The 16,988-nt window shown below is 48.3% G+C and carries 12 protein-coding genes; all 12 read left to right on the top strand.

Features of this window, described 5'->3' with window-relative positions; genetic code table 11:
• Window positions 1-12: 12 nt before the first annotated feature.
• Complete coding sequence (locus tag LPY66_RS19470) at window positions 13-1,665, top strand: cell wall-binding repeat-containing protein (RefSeq protein ID WP_337985896.1); 1,653 nt, start codon at window positions 13-15, stop codon at window positions 1,663-1,665.
• Window positions 1,666-1,985: 320 nt separating this feature from the next.
• On the top strand, window positions 1,986-3,875 hold the full coding sequence (locus tag LPY66_RS19465; RefSeq protein WP_443112504.1) for a polysaccharide biosynthesis protein: 1,890 nt from the start codon (window positions 1,986-1,988) through the stop codon (window positions 3,873-3,875).
• Between the two features lie 94 nt (window positions 3,876-3,969).
• Window positions 3,970-5,325, top strand: a complete 1,356-nt coding sequence (locus LPY66_RS19460; RefSeq protein ID WP_337985894.1) for a nucleotide sugar dehydrogenase — start codon at window positions 3,970-3,972, stop codon at window positions 5,323-5,325.
• Window positions 5,326-5,374: 49 nt separating this feature from the next.
• Window positions 5,375-6,427 (top strand): Gfo/Idh/MocA family protein, encoded by a 1,053-nt coding sequence (locus LPY66_RS19455; RefSeq protein ID WP_337985893.1) that lies wholly within the window; start codon window positions 5,375-5,377, stop codon window positions 6,425-6,427.
• A 230-nt stretch (window positions 6,428-6,657) separates the two neighbouring features.
• A complete protein-coding gene (locus LPY66_RS19450) occupies window positions 6,658-7,518 on the top strand; it encodes an N-acetyltransferase (protein WP_337985892.1) in 861 nt (286 codons plus the stop codon).
• 96 nt (window positions 7,519-7,614) lie between these two features.
• Window positions 7,615-8,727 carry a DegT/DnrJ/EryC1/StrS family aminotransferase gene (locus LPY66_RS19445; RefSeq protein WP_337988143.1) on the top strand — a complete coding sequence of 371 codons (1,113 nt, stop codon included), beginning with the start codon at window positions 7,615-7,617 and terminating at the stop codon, window positions 8,725-8,727.
• 352 nt (window positions 8,728-9,079) lie between these two features.
• Window positions 9,080-10,438, top strand: coding sequence for an O-antigen ligase family protein (locus tag LPY66_RS19440; RefSeq protein ID WP_337985891.1), 1,359 nt, complete (start codon window positions 9,080-9,082; stop codon window positions 10,436-10,438).
• 11 nt (window positions 10,439-10,449) lie between these two features.
• Window positions 10,450-11,733: a glycosyltransferase family 4 protein gene (locus LPY66_RS19435; protein ID WP_337985890.1), complete on the top strand. Its 1,284-nt coding sequence runs from the start codon at window positions 10,450-10,452 to the stop codon at window positions 11,731-11,733.
• The gene (locus LPY66_RS19430) at window positions 11,730-12,872 is read left to right on the top strand and encodes a glycosyltransferase family 4 protein (protein WP_337985889.1); all 1,143 of its coding nucleotides are present in this window, start codon (window positions 11,730-11,732) and stop codon (window positions 12,870-12,872) included. Before LPY66_RS19435 ends, LPY66_RS19430 begins: the two co-directional genes overlap by 4 nt.
• Window positions 12,865-14,307 carry a flippase gene (locus tag LPY66_RS19425; RefSeq protein WP_337985888.1) on the top strand — a complete coding sequence of 481 codons (1,443 nt, stop codon included), beginning with the start codon at window positions 12,865-12,867 and terminating at the stop codon, window positions 14,305-14,307. The genes LPY66_RS19430 and LPY66_RS19425 overlap by 8 nt, the downstream gene beginning before the upstream one ends.
• A 150-nt stretch (window positions 14,308-14,457) precedes the next feature.
• On the top strand, window positions 14,458-15,792 hold the full coding sequence (locus LPY66_RS19420) for an O-antigen ligase family protein (protein ID WP_337985887.1): 1,335 nt from the start codon (window positions 14,458-14,460) through the stop codon (window positions 15,790-15,792).
• Window positions 15,793-15,806: 14 nt separating this feature from the next.
• Entirely contained in the window at window positions 15,807-16,958 is a 1,152-nt protein-coding gene (locus LPY66_RS19415; RefSeq protein ID WP_337985886.1) for a DegT/DnrJ/EryC1/StrS family aminotransferase, read from the top strand.
• Window positions 16,959-16,988 lie beyond the last annotated feature (30 nt).

Below are 16,988 nucleotides of genomic sequence, written 5' to 3'. Positions count from 1 at the left end.
AGGAGGTAATTAATGCGTTTTGAAAAAAATGCCCGTCTCTTTTTAGTTGTATTCCTTTGTTCTTTGCTTCTTATGCCCCTTTGCCCTCTGCCGGTGCAGGCAGTCAGTCAGAATCCATCCCCTCAGGAAATTAGCGCTATTTTTGATAGGGTCGCTATTCAGGAACAAGTACCTGCAGAAATCCTTAAAGCCATTGCCTACGGAGAATCCGGCTGGCGTCAATGGGACAGTAATGGGAAGGTGGTTATAGGCGGATCCGGCAGCAGGCCTTACATCGGCATTATGCAAGTCGGTGTTTATGATCCGTCGGATACGGCAACAATTAATCGGCTTAAAACAGACATTGCGTTTAATATCGCCTATGGTGCCCAGGTCCTGAAATCAAAGTGGAATATGACACCGGTTATCGGTGACGGTGATCCGGGCAAACTCGAGAATTGGTACTTTGCCATATGGGCTTATAACAGTTGGTCTACACGCAATAATCCCAATAATGCAGCGGCTGCCGGCAGAATCGCTTACCAGGATAAGATATTGGCGTTGATGGCCAAAGACTACTATTACGGTATCGTTCAACCGGTCAAGGTGACACCGATTTCCAAATCACTGCTGCCGGCTGGGACACTACCGTCGAAGGACTCTGTCTGGTTGACCCCGCAGCCGGTCCATACGGCAGGCTTCACTCTCGGTATGCTATCGCTGCTTTCCCGGGGAGAAAAAACATCCCTGCTGTCATCGGTCGATCGTATTTCCGGGATTGACCGCATCGACACCGCTGTTCAAATCGCATATAACGGCTGGTCCGCAGGCTGCGATGCCGTCCTTATTGCACGCTCGGATGCGTTTGCGGATGCTCTGGCCGGGGTCTCTCTCGCGAAGCTCAATAATGCGCCAATCCTTTTGACCTACCACGATGAGCTTGACTCAAGGGTGGCGGAGGCAATCACCGTGCTTAAGCCGCTGAAGGTCATTATTCTGGGCGGTGAGAACGCGCTGTCCGCCCAAGTAGAAAGCGCTCTGAAGGATACCGTTAGCTGGACCGAAGACATTGTGCGGATCGCAGGGACAGACCGTTACGACACAGCAGCCCAGATTGCTGCTCAATTCCCCGAAGGCTCAGGGGTAGCCATTGCCAATGGCGTAAATTTTGCCGATGCGTTAGCTATCGCTTCTGCTGCGGCGGTCAAAGGATATCCGCTGCTGCTGACCTCCGAGAACAACTTCCCACAAGCGACCATCGAAAGCCTGACTAAGCATAAGCCTTCTGCCGTGTATATAGCCGGTGGGATAAGGGCAGTTCCTGCCGATCAGGCCAATGCCGTCACCATTCTGACCGGATTAGGGCAAGAACAGATCCAGCGCTTTGCCGGCAGTGACCGTTATGCGACCTCGCTGGCCGTAGTACAAACACTTTATCCGGATGCAGTGAAGCTTTATCTGGCGACAGGAGCCGGTTTTCCCGATGCTTTAGCCGGAGCAGCACTTGCAGCAAACACGGATACGCCACTGCTGCTCATTCCAACGGATGGACCGGTTACCGGTTCAAAGACCGAGAAATACTTCCAGACAATTTCACCAACGACGGAACTGAGCGTGTTCGGAGGCAGAACAGTGATAACCGATAACGCTATCATACGTATCCGATACCAGATGACAAATCAATAGAACAGACACGGGGACGGAGGGGACAACGGGGACGTAGCACTTTGTCCCCTTTTTTTTTGCGTGGCTTGGAGACAAGTGCTACGTCCCCGTTGTCCCCGTCCCTGTTGTCCCCCTGGCGGCACTGTATTTCCCGTTCTCATTGTCTTCTTTGCCTTAGCGTTCTTCCTCCCGGGGTTTCTCGGGTATCGCCAAATGAATTGTAAAATGGCGTAAACTGTAGTAAACTGATAAACGGTAAAATGAATCGCGGGACAGAATAATACATAATCGGAAAGGTCGTTTTAGATAGCGTGGCACATCCTAAACGGACAATTCTCTTTATGCTGACAGATGCCATATTGATCAATCTGGCGTTATTTGCCAGCTTTTATCTGCGTTTTGCTGAAGAGAATATCACATATTACTTTAATAAATATAGCGATACCATATGGCAAGCGGCAATTGTTGGGACGATTGTATTCCTTATGGCTTTCCATCTTTTTGGTATGTACAAAAATATCTGGCGTTATGCCAGTGTCAGAGAACTCTTGTCGATCGTCTATGCGGTAACGGTTGGTGCCGCCGGCACCTTTATCGTTACCTTCTTTATTTCACCCCTTCGGCTGCCGCATTCCGTCAGCGTTTATTTTTGGCTGCTGGCCGTATTATTGATTGGCGGGCTTCGCTTCAGCCAGCGAATGCGCCGGGAGAATTCCATTTTTGCCGTATCCAGCAAATCCCAGCGGAAAGTGCTGATCATCGGCGCAGGTGAGGCCGGTGTCCTGGCTCTGCGTGAGCTTAAAAAAAGAGATTTTCAGGAAGGACTGCCGGTTGGATTTATTGATGACAGCAAAGATAAAATTAACCTGCATATTCAAGGATTCCCGGTTCTGGGACCGCGTGAGGATATTCCGGAAATCGTCAATCGATACGATGTGGACGAAATCATCATTGCCATACCCTCGGCTGAAGGCGAAGTCATCCGCGAAGTCGTGGAGATATGCAAAGAAACCAGGGTATCCTTGAAAATTATGCCCGGCGTCTACGATATCCTGAGCGGAAAAATTTCGGTCAGCCCGATTCGTGATGTCCAAGTCGAAGACCTTTTGGGACGTGATCCGGTAACGATGGATTTGGATGAAGTAGCCGGCTACCTGAAAAATCAGGTCGTATTGGTGACCGGAGCAGGCGGCTCTATCGGTTCTGAACTATGCCGGCAAATCGTCAAATTTAATCCTGCACGGCTGATCCTAGTGGGCCATGGGGAGAACAGCATTTTTGATATCGAACAGGAGTTGAAAGATTATCCGGTATGTACGGAGATAATGGATATCAAAGATACGGGCAAAGTTGACTTGGTATTTGCCAAATACAAACCGAATGTCGTCTTTCATGCTGCGGCCCACAAACATGTGCCGTTAATGGAAGCAAATCCGGAGGAAGCACTGAAAAATAATGTTTTAGGCACATCCAATCTGGCCGCCGCCGCTGATGAACACGGCGTAAAAACCTTCGTGCTCATTTCCACAGATAAGGCGGTGAACCCGACCAGCATTATGGGAGCGACGAAGCGTTTGGCGGAGATGATCATCCAGGATTACGATACCCAGTCCAACACAAAATATGTCGCCGTCCGCTTCGGGAATGTTCTGGGCAGCCGGGGAAGCGTTATTCCGACGTTTAAAAGACAGATTGCTGCCGGGGGACCCGTGACGGTTACCGACCCCAGAATGACACGCTTTTTTATGACGATACCTGAGGCCAGCCAGCTGGTTATTCAAGCGGGGGCTATGGCTTCAGGCGGAGAAATATTTATCCTTGATATGGGAAAACCGGTGAAGATCGTCGATCTGGCGAAAGATCTCATTCGTCTATCGGGATTTGAGCCGGGTAAAGAAATTGACATCATCTTTTCCGGGATTCGCCCGGGTGAGAAACTCTATGAGGAGATCCTGACATCCGAGGAGGGAACCACAGCAACCCGGCACAAACGTATTTTTGTTGCCAGGCCGAATCTGATCGACAGAGAGGCCATCGACAGTCTGCTCGCGATTATTCGTGAACGCGGCAGCTATCTGGAAAAAGAAGAGATCAAGGCGGCAATTCGGATGCTGCTTCCGAACTTCAGAAAAGAAGCGGTGCCACAGAAAACTCTGGCGGTTCAGCCAACAGAGGGTACAGAACCCGCAGAGGCTGCGATGAAGAGAAAGCAAACAGAAGCCGGAATATGATCGATCAACCGGCGAACAAACGGTTGATGTCATTATATAGTTTAATGCGTAACGGTATATAGCAGGCGTAACAGATATTTAAGGAGGAACTTCAATGTTGGAAATCAAAAAAGTAATTTCGAATGACAATCCGATTGCCCTGGAACTGAAAAATAAAATAGAAAGCCATACGGCGCAAGTCGGTGTGATCGGACTGGGTTATGTCGGATTGCCCTTGGCAGTTGAAAAAGGGAAGGTAGGTTTCCCCGTTCTTGGCTTTGATATCGATCCATACAAAGTGGAAAAGGTCAATGCCGGAGAAAATTATATCGGCGATGTCAAGGACGAAGAGCTAAAAGAGCTTGCTGAGAAAAAGATCCTGAAGGCGACGACGGACTTTTCCAAACTGGCTGATTGTGATGTTGTGATTATTTGTGTACCGACCCCGCTCACCGTGACGCGGGATCCGGATGTTTCCTATATGAAGTCCGCTGCGGATGAGATCGCCCGCAATATTCGTCCGGGTCAGATCATCACCCTGGAAAGTACGACTTATCCCGGAACAACCCAGGAAGTGATCCTGCCGATTCTGGAAAAGTCGGGACTTGTGGTGGGTAAAGACTTTTTCCTCGCATTTTCACCGGAAAGAGTCGACCCCGGCAATAAACGCTTCTCTACGAAAAATACCTCCAAGGTAGTTGGCGGCGTCACCCCGTACTGTCTGGAGATTGCCTATACTCTTTATATACAGACGATCGTGAATGTCGTACCGGTCAGTTCTCCGGCCGCAGCCGAACTAACCAAGGTTTTTGAAAACACATACCGCGCGGTTAACATCGCTCTCGTCAACGAGATGATGCTTTTATGCGACCGGATGGGACTGGATGTCTGGGAAGTTGTCGAGGCAGCCTCGACCAAGCCTTTTGGCATTCATACCTTTTATCCCGGTCCCGGGGTTGGCGGCCATTGTATCCCGATTGATCCGTTCTACCTGACCTGGAAAGCCAGAGAATACGATTTTCATACCCGTTTTATAGAATTAGCCGGTGAAATCAATGTTGAAGTCTCTTATTACGTTGTTAATAAGGTTTACCGGGCACTTAACGCTCAGAACAAGAGTGTTAAAGACGCTAAAATATTCGTTCTTGGTGTCGCCTATAAAAAAGATATTGAGGACCTCAGAGAGTCTCCGGCCCTGATTATCATGGAGCATTTGCGCAAGGAAGGTGCTGTCTTGTCCTACCACGATCCGTATGTTTCGATTATTGAACCCCATGGCGGAAGTACGGTTCAGCTGGAAAGCATCGCTCTGACGCCGGAAGCGTTGTCCGCAGCGGATTGTGTTCTGATCATCACCGATCACAGTGACATCGATTACGAAGAAGTGGTGAAGTATGCGCCCCTCGTAGTGGATACTCGCAATGCGACGAAAGACGTTAAAGCAATGAGAGAAAAAATCTATAAGATTTAAACGTTTGCAATTATTCGTATTCTCAAAAAAGTTAGAGGAGAAAAACAATATGTCGTCCAAAGAAAAACTTGTATTCGGTGTCATCGGATGCGGCAGGATTGCACCCAAACATACGGAATCGATCATGGCTATTCCGGATGCGGAATTGGCCGCAGTATGCGATATCCTTCCCGAGAGGGCTGACGATTTTGCACGCAAATATAATGCCCAGCCCTATTATGACTATCACGAACTGTTAAAACGCGAGAATATTGATATAGTCACCATTGCCACACCCAGCGGCGACCATGCCGAAATCGGCATCGCAGCGGCCCAAGCCGGCAAACACGTCATGGTGGAGAAACCCATGGCCATGACCCTGCGTGATGCGGATCGCTTGATCCAAGCCTGCAGGGAAAACGGTGTCAAGCTGGCAGTTATCCACCAAAACCGTTTTAATCAGTCGATCAAGACGTTACGAAATGCTTTGGTAGAAGGCCGTTTTGGCAAACTGACCCATGGCCAAGCGACCGTACGTTGGAATCGGGGTATGGATTATTATCAGCAGGCATCGTGGCGGGGAACCAAGCTTCAGGACGGCGGTGTATTGATGAATCAATCGATTCATAATATCGATTTGCTGCAATGGATGTTTGGCCCGGTGGACTCCGTTTTCGGCTACACCCAGACCGCTCTGCGCCAAATCGAAATGGAAGATGTCGCCGGCGCTGTCCTGCGCTTTAAAAATGGCGCGATTGGTCTGATTGAAGCGGCTTCAACAATTTACCCCAAAAATATTGAAGAAACACTCAATGTTTTTGGCGAGTCGGGATCGGTTATTGTGGGCGGAATTGCCGTTAATCGGGTTGAGGTTTGGGAATTCCCGGAAAGCGCTGAGGAACAGAAACAGATCTTCGCTGCGCAGGAAAACGACCCGCCGAATGTTTACGGTTTTGGCCATCGCGAAATTATCGAGGATATGATGAAAGCCATCCAAACAGACGGGATACCGGCCGTACCCGGTGAAGAAGGCCGTAAAGCCCTTGAAATCATCTTGGCCATTTATCAATGTCAGGAGACCGGGCAGCCGGTGAAACTGCCATTAGTACCATGTCAACCCTAATCCTGTATATTCTGACGGCAGATTTCTTTTAATACTTCGTTGTCTTGTCGCTCCTATGCCCTCCATGGCATCCGCGACATTTGTCCATCCGTAGACTTCAATCGCCATACACTCGGTATGACTCAATCCTTCGCCTTGTCTTAAAAGAAATCTGCTCGTCATTATATTACAGTTTTAAGGTAGACAAGGTACTTGTGGAAGCCTAAGGGAAACGGAAAGAAGGCATTAATATGACAACAAACAATCATACCGGCGCCATCGTTGCCGACAGTGCTGTTATTGGAGCGGATGTCCGAATTGCTCCTTTTTGTGTCATTGGTGAAAATGTAGTCATTGAAAAGGGGTCATCCTTAGCGCCCGGGTGCATCCTGGCCGAGGGGGTTAAGATCGGACCCGATGTTCGTTTAGGCTGTCATGTCACCATCGCGGAGCATGCGGTATTGGATGCCGGCGTGACCGTCTTGGACCATACCGCTATCTACGCGGATACGGTAATCAGAGAAGGGACCACCATCGGCAGCAATTCGTCCATTGGACGACTGCCCCGTGCGGCTGCGACGAGTACGGTCAAAAATTCCGATGATCTGACGCCGCTCCGCTTGGGTAAGAACTGCATCGTGGGCTGTTCCTCTGTTATCTATGCAGGGACGGCGCTTGGCGACGGCGTTTTTATCGGTGACAGGACACTGATCCGGGAACGCTGTGTTCTGGGTGAGAAAGTGGTTGTGGGCAGCGGCAGCGCGGTGGAAAACAATACGCGTATCGGCGGCTATACTAAAATTCAAACCGGATCCTATATTACGGCTTATATGGAAATCGAGGATCATGTATTCATTGCTCCCATGGTCACAACGACCAACGATAATTACATGGGCCGGACGGAGAAACGCTTCAAAAGCATCAAAGGTGCCACGATTCGTCGTGGGGCACGGATCGGCGGCGGTGCTGTCCTCCTGCCGGGAGTGGATATTGCCGAGGAGACGTTTGTGGCAGCGGGAGCCCTCGTCACGAAGAATACGGAACCCAGGAAAATGGTTAAAGGGCTTCCGGCAAAGGTATTCCGGGATGTTCCGGAGGATGAACTTATCTGATTAAACAATGATGAACAATTCTCTTAAAATAGGGCTGTATGTGACGTACAGACCTACCCCAAATATTAAATGTCTATTTGGAAAGGAATGATGCGTGTGTCTATTCCGCTTTTGGATTTGAAGGCACAGTACTTATCAATAAAAGAGGAGATTGATCAAGCGGTTTTGGGTGTGCTGGACTCATGCCAATTTATTCTCGGGCCTAACGTCAAGGCAATGGAAGAAAAAATGGCTGATTATTGCGGGACAAAGCATGCGGTTGCCGTGGCCAATGGAACGGATGCACTGGTGCTGGCGATCAGAGCCTGTGGCGTAGAGCCCGGAGATGAAGTCATCACAACACCGTTTACCTTTTTTGCTTCAGCCGAAGCCATTGCCAATCTGGGGGCAACACCCGTTTTTGTCGATATCGATCCGGTCACTTTGAATATGGATATCGACCAGCTGGAAAGCAAAATCACCGTGAAAACAAAGGCCATTATCCCTGTGCATATTTTTGGTCAAATGCTCAATATGGAACGGGTGATGGAACTGGCAGCAAAATATGATCTGAAGGTCATTGAGGATTGCGCGCAAGCAATTGGCGCCGAATACAACGGTAAAAGAGCCGGATCTTACGGCACCACCGGGACATTCAGCTTTTTCCCCACAAAGAATCTTGGCGGGTATGGTGACGGCGGTATGGTCGTTACCCAGAGTGAGGAAATCGCGGCAAGAATCCGGAAATTGCGTTTCCATGGCTCCAAGATAAAATATTATCATGACGAGATCGGCTATAACAGCAGGCTGGATGAGATGCAGGCGGCAATCCTTCGGGTGAAATTCAATTATCTTGATCAGTGGAATCAATTAAGAAGAGAGAAAGCGGAAAAATACAATGAACTCCTGGCTCCCTTGGCTGCTCAAGGCAAGCTTATTCTTCCGCAGAATGATCCCAAGGCCACGCCGGTTTATCATTTATACATCCTGCGGACAGACAATCGCGATCACCTGGCCAATATCCTGAAGGAAAAAGGGATTGCCACCGGGGTATACTATCCTGTACCGCTCCATTTGCAAAACGCTTTTGCTTATTTAGGTTATTCTGCCGGGGATATGCCGGCCGCTGAGCTGGCTTGCGAGCAGGCACTGGCCTTGCCTTGCTATCCGGAGCTGTCCATGGAACAGCAGGAATATATCGCCGCTGCCGTGTGCGAAGCACTTAAGTAAGGTATTCTCACAATGGATCACAATGAATTTAATCGTTAATCATCACTAGTACAACGTATTTGAAATAACTACACAAAAGAATATCTCAATCATTTACTTCAAATTAGGTCTGCGTGCCACAGTTCCGGCGTCAAGCGGAGCATGGATTGCGTAGCGCAACGGTCCATGGATGGACCTAAGTTAAAATTCGCCAAGGAGGGCAAAAGAATTTTAACATCCTTAATGCAAATTCATGGAGGGCACAAGAGCCGAAAGTGGTGTTGTGCAGGCGGCCCAGCCCCAAATACGAATAATTGCTAGTATTAAACGAACAGTATGCTAGTCCCAATCATTAATTAGTCTAGGAGGAAAAATGTTCTGGAATATCGGAATTACACAAAAGAATGAGTCCAGGCTGTTCCTGCTTGTCACCGTTATGCTCTCGGCGATGATTTTGCCTTCATTTCCGATTCATCCGTCCTTACCCAACATACGGCTGGACGAATTATTGTTATTTTTCATCTTTGGCCTGAATGTCTTGTCATTTATATTTCATAAATTCAGGTTCGATGAACAAAACAAACAGGCGTTACGCGAGCAGAAGAAAGAACTCAAAATAATTTTCGTGATTTTTGGATTGCTGGTGATCTCCTATGCCATATCGAATTTCTACGGTGTTTACATCCGTAGAGCCGGGTACTATGGTCTTCGGGATGTCATGGAGCTCATAACTTACTTCAAATATTTCCTGGTTATAACCTTAACGCTGTCCGTTAAATTGAATAAAGATGAGCTTGGTTTTTTCTCCAAGGCGTTTGTCAGCGGACTTCTTTTCCTGATTGTGTTCGGTTGGCTCCAACACATTAATCCCTTGAATTTAAACACATGGCTTTCTCCGTATTTTAACCAGTCACATTGGGATACGCTCATTGTCGGGAACCCGGTCAGGGTACTTGGGACACTGGATAATCCCAATTATTTTGGTGTTTTAACCGTGATTTGCCTATCCTTTTTGACGATGCGCTATTACTTTGGAGATCATCGGGACAAGTTCCCGTGGCTGTTGTTTATTTTGATTGGGCTTGTCATTAAATTGGAAATGCTGACCATATCACGGACAGCCTTCCTGGGGATTGGCCTGCTATTTTTGATCATCAGTGTATGGGCCTTTTTCTATCATGGGCGTAATAAAAATGTCATCATCAAAGTAGCGGCGCTATTTCTTTTGACGGTGCTGCTCTTCTTCACGGCCTCAGCGGATTTCTTTTATCGGTTCAATGAGGGACTGGATTTCTCAACGAGCACCTCCATGCAGGTGCGTGTACAGCAGTGGGGAAATGCCGTCGGTTCGATTTGGGAATCGCCTGTCCTGGGCTGGGGAACTCAAAAAGAGGCCATGACGACGGTGGTCGATGATGAATTCATCCTGCTTACCCGGCGTTATGGTTTTGTGGGACTCGCTGTCTATCTCAGTTTTTATCTGCTCCCGCTGATTAAGGGTATCCGCTATTTGCTTCTGAGATCACGGCTAAGGGGACGGGGAGCTGTTTTCAGTGAGAAATCACAGTTTATCGGGGCCTATATTGCCTTGCTGCCGTGTATCTTTGTCTTCAATATCATGGCAACAACCTTTTATAATCTGCAGATTATGACCATTTTTGTCATTGCCATGGGCTTGGTATATAATGCCTTCAGAGACGAGAAACAGGACAACTGTGCTCTTAAGGCCTAGGGAGATTCTTTATGAAGATATTGGTACTATCCCATATGTACCCTTCAGCAGTCAATCCGGTCTATGGGATCTTTATCCAAAAACAGGTTGAGGCGCTGATTCAGTTGGGCCATGAGGTGCGGGTGATTGCGCCCGTGCCGTTAGCCCCCTGGCCGCTGAGCGTGTTGAAAAGCAAGTGGCGGAGCTATGCAGCGATCCCGAAAAGAGACAGAATCGCAGACGTAGACGTTTATTATCCCCGCTATCTGGAATTCCCGCGTTCCTTCTTAAGAGAGCATTCGGGAACAATGATGGCGCGAGGAATCCAACGGTTAGTCCGTGAAATCCGGCAGGAATTTTCGTTTGATGTGATTCATGCGCATGTGGCGCTTCCTGATGGCGGCGCCGCTGTTGTACTCAAAGAAAGCGTCAAGGTGCCCGTCGTGGTCACCATTCACGGACAGGATTTTCAGTCAACGATCCATATCCGCCAATCCTTAAGGCAAAAGGTTTTCGCGATCCTGAATAAGGCCGACCGGATCATTACTGTCAGCACCAAACTCCAAAGACTGGTTCAGGATCAACCGTTTGCGGGTAAAATCACCGTTATTAATAATGGGATTGATCTGGAAGATGTGGTCGCGGTATCCCCGGAAGCGAAGGGGACACTGGATAATCGTCTGACCACGGCAGATAACCTCGGAGGAGACGAAAGTTCCACGGATAAAGCAAGAACTACCAAGATGGTGGTCAGCGTGTCCAATCTGAAAAAGACGAAGGGCATTGACTTAAACATTGAGGCAGTGGCCAGGATTATCCAAGACTACCCGAATCTTATCTATCACATTGTCGGTGACGGGGAAGAAAGGCAAAGCCTGGAGGACCTGGTAAACCGTCTAAACCTGCAAGAGCACGTGGTATTTCTGGGGAAACTGCCCCATGCTGAAACCATGAAGCAAATCGCCGCTGCCGATATCTTTTGTCTGCCGAGCTGGCAGGAAGGATTCGGCGCAGTTTATATTGAAGCTATGTCCCAAGGTGTCCCGACCATTGGTGTCAGGGGAGAAGGGATAGAGGATGCGATCAGCCATGGGCAAAACGGCCTTTTAGTAAGGCCGCAAAATGTCAATGATATAGTCGATGCGCTGAACCTATTGCTGTTTCGCCCTGATCGCGCGCGTGCACTGGCCGATGCGGGCAGGCAGACCGTTCTACATAGCTTTACCTGGGAACATTGCGCCCGCAAAACAATCGCAGTTTATGAGCAGTTACTGACAACAGCAGATGAAAATGCTGATAGGAGGATCGTGCCTTGAAAATTTGTATTTTGACTACAGGCCATCCGGCACTCGACAATCGCATTTTTTATAAGCAAGCCTTATCGTTAAAAAAACAGTATGATGAGATCACACTGATCGCGCCTGATCAGCAGAGCAGGTACAACCACGAGGGAATTGAGATCATTGGCGTACCCCGATCCAGTTCACTGATGGGCCGGTTTCAATTAGGGGATACCGTGGTGGCCAAGGCCATTGAGGTTAAGGCTGATGTCTATCATTTTCATGATTTTGAGCTGATCTACAAAGTTCTAAAAATCAAGAAAGCCATACCGAATTGTAAGCTGGTCTATGATGTGCATGAGCATTATCCGGACATGATGCGTATGTCACGCAAGGTTCCGACGGTACTCCGACCGCTGGCAGCGTTTATTGTGGACCGCACGGAGGCGCATTACGCCCGGAAATTTGATCACATCATTACGGCGGATGATGCCGTCATGGCAAGAATGAAGACGTTTAATCCCCGAACGGATGTAATTTATAATTTTACAGAATTTCAGCCGGTTGCCCAGCCGGAAGAGGATGTCTCTCCGCCTAAAGAGTATGATGTGATCTACCAGGGCGGAATCACCTTGGAACGCGGTGTGTATCATGTGGTTCAGGCGATAAAGATTTTGAAAGAAAAATATCCGGATATCAGAATGATCTTTGTGGGGCCATTTAATGATTCCCGGGGCCAAAAGATTGTTAACGATTATATTGAGGAAAATCAGCTGCAGGAGAATATTCTGTTTACCGGCCGCGTACCCCATATTGAGGTTGAAAACTATATGCGAAAATCAAAGGTCGGTGTGGTCACCCTCCTGCCGTTACCGAAATATTTTAAGAACATTCCCATCAAGCAGTTCGAATATATGAGCTGCGGTATTCCGATTGTCGGCAGTAATCTTCCGACGATCAAACCCTTTGTTGAAAGCTACCATAGCGGTATCATTGTCGACCCGACCAAGCCGGAAGAGATCGCTAAGGCAATCACCATCTTGCTTTCCGATCCCCGCCTGAGCAAGGAGATGGGGGATAATGGAATGAAGGCGGTAAGGAAAGAGTATAACTGGGGGCGGATGGAAGAGAAGCTGCTTAAAATATATCAGCAGCTGGAGAAAACCAATGGATAACCGATTGATTATTAAAAATGCGACTGCCCTTGGGGTATCGGGGTTTATGGCGAAAGCGATTACCGCTGTGGTGGGTATTTTTATTACGCGTTATTTGGGACCGGGACCTTATGGGGACTATTCGGCGGCGTATGCTTTTGCCGGGGCTTTCATTCTTTTTGCGGAGTGGGGCATCAGCCAGTTAATGGTGCAGGAGGGATCACGTAACCCTTTAGTATTGCCGCGGTATTTTGGTAATACCTTATTGTTTAAATCGCTCTTGGCGATTCTTTGTTATTTTTTGATGCTGGTTTTTATGTTCCCGGCAGGCTATAACCAGACTATAAAGACGCTGATTCTGGTTATCGGGCTGGCGGTCTGCTTTAATGCCTTGAATCAATCGGTGTACAATTACTATCAAGCGGTACAGAAGAACTACCTGTCGGCTTGGTTTCAGTTTCTGACGACAATGCTGATCGCTGTTTTTTCAGTTATCGTTATTCTGCGAGGCATGGGCATTGTGGCCTTCACTTTCGGTTATCTGTTCAGCTATATCATTATTAGTATTCTGTTGTTTTTGGCGTTGAGAAAAGAAATCCGGCCGGTGGTTCAGCTTAACAGCCTTCCTGATATGGTGAAGCGCGGAATGCCTTTTGGAATCCATCGGATTTTCTATTATTTATTTGCCCAAATCAGTATTATCATTCTGTCTCTGATCACCACCAGTGTCGAGCTGGGTATCTTTTCTGCCGCCTATAAGCTGATGCTGGTGCTCATATTCATTCCGAGTCTGATGACCAGCGCCCTTTACCCGGTGCTTTATCAGTTGGGTGAAACGGATGCGGATAAACACCAAAATTTGACCGAGAAAATATTTAAGGTCTTGTCCGCAGTCGGTATTGCCGGCAGCACGCTGATCTTTGTGTTAGCGGAGCCGCTTGTTGCGTGGCTGTATGATGGGAAGTTTAACGGCTCGGCGCCGATATTGATGATCGTCACCTGGCTACTGGCTTTTGAATGCATGAGTTTTTCCCTCGGAGATGTCTTAACGACCACCAACAGGCAATGGCAGCGAACAATTCTACAGGGTTCTGCCCTGGTCATTCTCATTGCGATGATTTTGATCCTTTATCCCCGCTTGGGTGTATACGGGGCAGCCTACACGGTAATTGCCGTCGAAGCATTTATTTTTGCCGGATACTACCTTCTTGTCCGCAGAGGAGTATATAAACTGCGGTTGTGGCGGCAGCTCTACCGGACGTTCATCGCTGCGTTACTGATGGCAGGCACCGCCTGGATGATGAAGGATTTGCATCCGCTGATTTCAGCGGCAACGGCCGGGATTGTTTTTTGTACTGTCCTGTTAATTCTCGATAAAGAATTTCGAAAGATAGGCCAATATGTTTGGGGAATGATGCGAAGACTCTTACGCCAGATTGCCCATAAAAAGACTTAAGAGACAAGGTAATGTATGTACTATTATTGGTTCTTTTGCAATCTGAACAATTCCTCAAAATAAGGACTGGGTGTCACAAGTTCCAGTGACGAGCGGAGCAGGATTGCGAAGCATCGTTATATTAATGAGAAATATTAAGGAGGATAAGCTATGCTTCAGTGGGCTGCATTGGTGATTACACTCATCATACTTATTATACTAATGATCAAGAAACCGCTGTGGTTGGTTCCGTTATTAGCCGTCGCAGTGGCGTTGGAAGTATCCAAGACCTTTTATCCTGACCTGGGGATCATCGGGAATTTGATCGGGGAAGTGACGTTAACGCGCTTTACCTGCATCGCCTTGATCTTGGCCGCTGCCTTTCGTGTGATTGTGATTCCGAATATGCGACGGAAACTGCTTGACGTTATCAAAGACCCGCTGACCATTATCCTTTTAGTGTATCTGGTTTTAGGGGCGATAAGCACCGTCTATTCCGCCGATATCGGACGGACACTGATTGAGACGGTGAGACTCGTGATTCTCTTTGCCGTGTTTGTTTCTATCGCGTTGTTATTAGATAAGAAACACTTCTTGCTGCCTTTTCACGCCGTACACATCACGGCCTTATTTCTGGTGGTATTTGCCCTGTACGAAGCCTTCAGCGGCAATCACATCTGGCAGAGCACTGAACTAGCCGCCCACACCCTACGCGCCAATGCGACTTTTGTGGATCCCAATATTTTCGCCCGTTATATCATCTTGGGTATCAGCGCTAATTTTATTATTCAGCTGTATACCCGGGAAAAACGAATACGGTATCTGTGTTTCATCGGGCTGGCTGTGATGCTTGCGGAACTGGTACTCACCGGGTCCCGCGGCGGATTCGTTACCTTAGCCGTTGTCCTAATCGCGGCATTGATCCTGCTTCCCAATAAAAAAGTTGTACTCAGTGTCATCGGTCTGGGCATTCTGTGCGGCGGGATCATTCTCTTTATCCGTCCCGATATTGCCGAGAGACTGATGGTGTTGACGAAAGGGCTTGGGGTATCCGACCCTACCCGACTGTATCTTTGGAAAGCCGCTATTGCCATTTTTACGGATCACCCGATTATCGGCACCGGATTAGGCACGTTTCAGACGGTATTTTTGTCTGATTATGCTCATCTGAAAACGGTTGCTGACGGTGTGACGCTGTCCCATACCACGGTACTTACCATAGCGGCAGAATTGGGTATCATCGGGCTGCTGGTTTTAGCCGTTTTATGGGTCACCATAATGGGGAGACTCTATCGCTTTTATCGCTTTGAAGGCAATTACCTGACAATCTATAATAACTATAACAGTATTTATGAAGCCGGCGCCGGCTATCTGCTCTGGATCGTAACGGTGTTCATCAGTTCCCAGGCAGAAGGCCGCTTTTTTGAAGACCCTATGCTCTGGTTGAGCTGCGCCTGTCTTGTGATGCTCCGAATGAGCGGAAAAAGAAATATCTATAGCGATTAATGGGAGGGATCATCATGTCATCATCAAACAGCCGGATTTATCTATCCGCACCGCATATGAGCGGGTATGAACAAGAATATATCGACAGTGCCTTCGCGACAAATTGGATCGCACCGCTGGGCCCCAATGTGGATGCGTTTGAAAAAGAAGTTGCGGATTATATGGGAATACAGGGCGCCTTGGCGCTATCCTCCGGTACTGCCGCCATTCATTTGGGTTTGAAATACTTAGGGATTACCCGAGGGGATCGCGTGTTCTGCTCCTCGCTGACCTTTTCTGCCAGTGCCAATCCGATTGTTTATGAGGGTGGGGAACCCGTGTTTATTGATTCGGAGCCGGTCAGCTGGAATATGTCTCCCCGCGCCCTGGAAAAAGCATTTGACGCCGCGAAGAAAGCAGGTAAAATGCCCAAGGCGGCAATTATCGTTGATTTATACGGACAAAGTGCGGATATGCAGCCGCTGCTGGAAATCTGTGATGCCTATCATGTGCCGGTCATCGAGGATGCGGCCGAGGCGATGGGGTCCGCCTATCAAGGAAAGGCGTGCGGTAAATTAGCGAAACTTTCCGTTTTATCCTTTAACGGCAACAAAATTATTACAACATCCGGCGGCGGCATGCTCTTGTCAGATGATCTCGAGGCCATAGAAAAAGCCCGTTTCTGGGCTACTCAAGCCAGAGACAAGGCCAGACACTATCAACACAGCGAAATCGGCTATAATTACCGGATGAGCAATATTCTTGCCGGTATCGGAAGAGGACAGCTTAAGGTTCTGGAAGACAGGGTACGGGCCAAACGGCAGGTCTTTGATGCCTACTATCAGGCGCTTAACGCCATCGACGGCATCGACTTTATGCCGGAAGCTCACGGGGGCCGCTGCAACCGCTGGCTGACAACATTGACCTTAGACCCGCAGAAGATCAAAGTCACACCCAATGATATCCTGGATCGATTGGAAGCAGAAAACATTGAAGCCAGGCCGGTGTGGAAACCGCTGCATCTGCAGCCGGTATTTAAAGATTGCGCCTATTATACTCACAAGGACACGGCCAGTGTTTCCGATTATTTATTTAATAACGGTATCTGTCTGCCGTCAGGAACAAATATGAGCGCGGAAGATCAAGATCGCGTGATCCGGTGCTTGCTAGAAATACTGCGAGCTTAGCATCATGTCTAGGCACTCGAAAAAATCATT

Origin of the sequence: Dehalobacter sp. DCM (assembly GCF_024972775.1) — a bacterium.
In the GTDB taxonomy this organism is placed as follows: domain Bacteria; phylum Bacillota; class Desulfitobacteriia; order Desulfitobacteriales; family Syntrophobotulaceae; genus Dehalobacter.
This window is presented reverse-complemented; position numbering and strand designations above follow the sequence as displayed.

Excerpts from the sequence above, each read along its gene's own strand:
- LPY66_RS19470 (WP_337985896.1), top strand. The coding sequence starts at position 13 with ATGCGTTTTGAAAAAAATGCCCGTCTCTTTTTAGTTGTATTCCTTTGT.
- LPY66_RS19465 (WP_443112504.1), top strand. The coding sequence starts at position 1,986 with ATGCTGACAGATGCCATATTGATCAATCTGGCGTTATTTGCCAGCTTT.
- LPY66_RS19460 (WP_337985894.1), top strand. The coding sequence starts at position 3,970 with ATGTTGGAAATCAAAAAAGTAATTTCGAATGACAATCCGATTGCCCTG.
- LPY66_RS19455 (WP_337985893.1), top strand. The coding sequence starts at position 5,375 with ATGTCGTCCAAAGAAAAACTTGTATTCGGTGTCATCGGATGCGGCAGG.
- LPY66_RS19450 (WP_337985892.1), top strand. The coding sequence starts at position 6,658 with ATGACAACAAACAATCATACCGGCGCCATCGTTGCCGACAGTGCTGTT.
- LPY66_RS19440 (WP_337985891.1), top strand. The coding sequence starts at position 9,080 with ATGTTCTGGAATATCGGAATTACACAAAAGAATGAGTCCAGGCTGTTC.
- LPY66_RS19435 (WP_337985890.1), top strand. The coding sequence starts at position 10,450 with ATGAAGATATTGGTACTATCCCATATGTACCCTTCAGCAGTCAATCCG.
- LPY66_RS19425 (WP_337985888.1), top strand. The coding sequence starts at position 12,865 with ATGGATAACCGATTGATTATTAAAAATGCGACTGCCCTTGGGGTATCG.
- LPY66_RS19420 (WP_337985887.1), top strand. The coding sequence starts at position 14,458 with ATGCTTCAGTGGGCTGCATTGGTGATTACACTCATCATACTTATTATA.
- LPY66_RS19415 (WP_337985886.1), top strand. The coding sequence starts at position 15,807 with ATGTCATCATCAAACAGCCGGATTTATCTATCCGCACCGCATATGAGC.